This is a genomic window from Marivirga lumbricoides (assembly GCF_014636295.1).
Lineage (GTDB): Bacteria > Bacteroidota > Bacteroidia > Cytophagales > Cyclobacteriaceae > Marivirga > Marivirga lumbricoides.
Genome location: NZ_BMEC01000038.1, coordinates 1 through 3211, shown reverse-complemented (window position 1 = coordinate 3211; position 3211 = coordinate 1). Strand labels below are relative to the sequence as shown.

At 43.1% G+C, this 3211-nt stretch carries 2 protein-coding genes; both read left to right on the top strand.

Annotated features, from left to right (window positions below; translation table 11 throughout):
* The coding region (locus IEV85_RS24620) for a heavy metal translocating P-type ATPase (RefSeq protein ID WP_188467928.1) at positions 1-1703 on the top strand (1703 nt) is incomplete at its 5' end.
* A 67-nt stretch (positions 1704-1770) separates the two neighbouring features.
* Positions 1771-3211: c-type cytochrome (locus IEV85_RS24615; RefSeq protein WP_188467927.1), on the top strand; the 1441-nt coding region annotated here is incomplete at its 3' end.

Here is a 3211-nt window from a genome sequence, read left to right as displayed (position 1 = left end):
AAGAAGGCTGGGAAAGCATCAGGAAAGGTGATTTTTTCACTGAATTCTTCCTGATGTCCATTGCTACATTAGGAGCGTTTGCCATAGGTGAATACCCGGAAGGTGTAGCCGTGATGTTGTTTTATGCCGTAGGTGAACTCTTTCAAAATGCTGCCGTGACACGAGCTAAAGGCAATATAAAGGCCTTACTCGATGTGCGGCCTAATATAGCTTTGGTATATAGGGACAATGATTTTGTAGAGGTAAACCCGGAAACGGTGCATATCGGTGAAAAGGTTCAGGTGCGAACAGGAGAAAAAATACCTTTGGATGGCATCCTTTTGTCTGAAAAGGCCAGCGTCAATACCGCAGCCATCACAGGGGAAAGTAAACCTGACACTATATATAAAGGAGATAAGGTTTTTGCGGGGAGTATTAACCTTGAAGGCGTAATCGAACTGGAAACGACCAAAGAATTTAACGACAGCTCCATTGCCCGGATTTTGGATATGGTACAAAATGCCACGGCAAGGAAATCAAAAACGGAGCTTTTTATCAGGAAGTTTGCACGAATCTATACCCCTATCGTGGTACTTCTTGCCATCTGCCTCACCGTTCTCCCCTACTTTTTTGTAGATAATTACGTATTCCAGGATTGGTTATACAGAGCGCTTATCTTCCTGGTAATCTCCTGTCCCTGTGCATTGGTAATTTCTATTCCACTGGGCTATTTCGGGGGCTTAGGTGCGGCCTCAAGAAACGGCATCCTGTTTAAGGGAGCCTCATTTCTTGATGCCATGACTAAAGTAAATACAGTGATCATGGATAAAACAGGCACAGTAACTAAAGGGGTGTTTAAGATCAAACAGATCAAACCGATAGCTATTTCTGAAAGTGAAATGATGTCATATTTGTTGGCGCTAGAGGGTCAGTCCACCCACCCGATTGCCCGTGCCATTATGGAGTATGAATTAAATGGGCAGCATTATACAGCGTCTGATGTAAGCGAAATAGCAGGGAAGGGGTTAAAAGGTAAAGTCAATCATAAAACGGTTTTAGTAGGCAATAAAGCATTAATGACAACTCATGGCATTGATGTTCCGGAAGAGACTGATGCCATCGTTGAATCTATCGTGATGATCGCCATTGATGATCTATTTTCCGGCTACGTTACCATTGCCGACCAACTGAAAGAAGATGCGGTAGAAGCGGTAAGGCAAATGCATGATGCCGGCATTAAGAAAATTATTATGCTGTCGGGCGACAAGCCATCAATTACTGAAAAAATTGGAAACGAATTGGGCTTAGAACAAGCCAAAGGTGGTTTGTTGCCGGAGGATAAGCTTCATGAGGTGGAGGAAATGAAGAAAGATCCATCAGTCAGCATTGCTTTTGTGGGTGACGGGATCAACGATGCACCCGTTTTGGCAGTCAGTGATGTGGGGATAGCCATGGGTGGGCTCGGAAGTGATGTGGCGATTGAAACGGCTGATGTGATCATCCAGACAGATCAGCCTTCAAGGATTGCAAGGGCTATAAAAATAGGTAGATCTACACGTAAAGTGGTCTGGCAGAATATTGCCCTGGCCTTCGGGGTAAAATTAATAATGATGATCCTGGGAGCCGTAGGGTTAGCATCTTTGTGGGAAGCCGTATTTGCAGATGTAGGTGTGGCCTTTCTGGCTATTTTGAATGCTATCAGAATCCAGAAAATGAAGTTTTAAACCAAATTGTAGTGTGTTTAACAGATAGCTAAATGTAATTAGAGAGGTTTTAAAGGACTAAATAGAAATGATAAGAAACTCATTATATACATTTTTTACGGTAGGTGTACTGCTTTGTATTTTTTCGTATAATGTAATGGCAAGCAAGGATGATAGTAGCCTGCGAACCACCATTCATTTGCTGGATTACATTTCAAGGGACTATACCGCAGCTGTACAAAACGGGCAAGTTATAGATGAAGCAGAGTTTGCTGAAATGCAGGAATTCAGTGACAAAGTGTATTTGCTCATTGAAGAAAGTGATCTGCCGCAGGATAACAAGCTGCTTATTCTGTCACAGTTAAAAGAATTAGGAAAGCAAATAGAAAATAAATCTCCTCATAAAAGTATTTCTACCTTAGCCCAACAGGCCAGACGAGAAATTATCAAAACGACCGGTCTTAAAACGGCTCCTCTGATATGGCCTGATCTCAAAAACGGAAAAAGCTTATATGTACAGAATTGTACTTCCTGCCATGGAGTGAATGGATCGGGAGACGGTAGGTTGGCGGCAGGCTTAAAACCGGCTCCTACCAATTTTCTCAATGCTAACCTGATGCAGGAAATCTCGCCCTTTCAGGCATATAACACTATAAAACTGGGTGTGGAAGGCACTGCCATGCAAAGTTTTGCCACCTTATCCGATAAAGAAATTTGGGATTTGGCATTTTATATAAAATCTCTCCGCTTTACAACTCAAGCTGACCAAAATACTGAACTGCAACAGAAGTTTGATCTGGCAAACAATACAGTGAATTTGGAGGAGGTGGCTACCCTTTCAGATGTGGAATTGCTTAAAAGTCTGAGGAATGATTATAGTGCTGATACTGAGCTGTTGCTAATGGGCCTGAGAACTCAATTTCCCGGAGATAATGCACAAAAATATTCGCTTGATAAAGCAAGAAATTATTTAAAAAGTGCCTTACAAAATTATACTTCCGGCAGGTATTCCTCTGCACGTGAAGATGCCCTGGCAGCTTACCTGGAAGGTATTGAGCCTTCGGAGGCAAGGCTAAAGGCCAATGCTCCCGCTTTTACAGCCAGCCTGGAGCAGCAAATGTTTAAGATCCGTGAGGTAATCGAAAATAATGGTGATAAAGCACAAGTTGAGAAAGAAATTGACAATGGCCTTTCCATGCTGCGTCAGGCAGAGGAAATGATGCAGGACAAAAAACTTAATTATTGGCTGTCATTTGCATTGTCAGCTTCAATTATGTTGCGAGAGGGGCTGGAAGCATTTTTGATCCTGGCCCTCATCCTGGCCCTCATTCGTTCATCAGGACTAAAAAAGGCTATACCCTGGGTGCACGGAGGGTGGATAACCGCCATGTTGTTAGGAGTGGCCGGATGGTTTTTCTCCGATTGGGTGATTGGTATAAGCGGTAAAAACCGGGAGATCATGGAAGGAATGATTTCGCTGGTGGCAGTAATCGTCCTGGCCTTTGTAGGGTTCTGGTTGCATGACCACT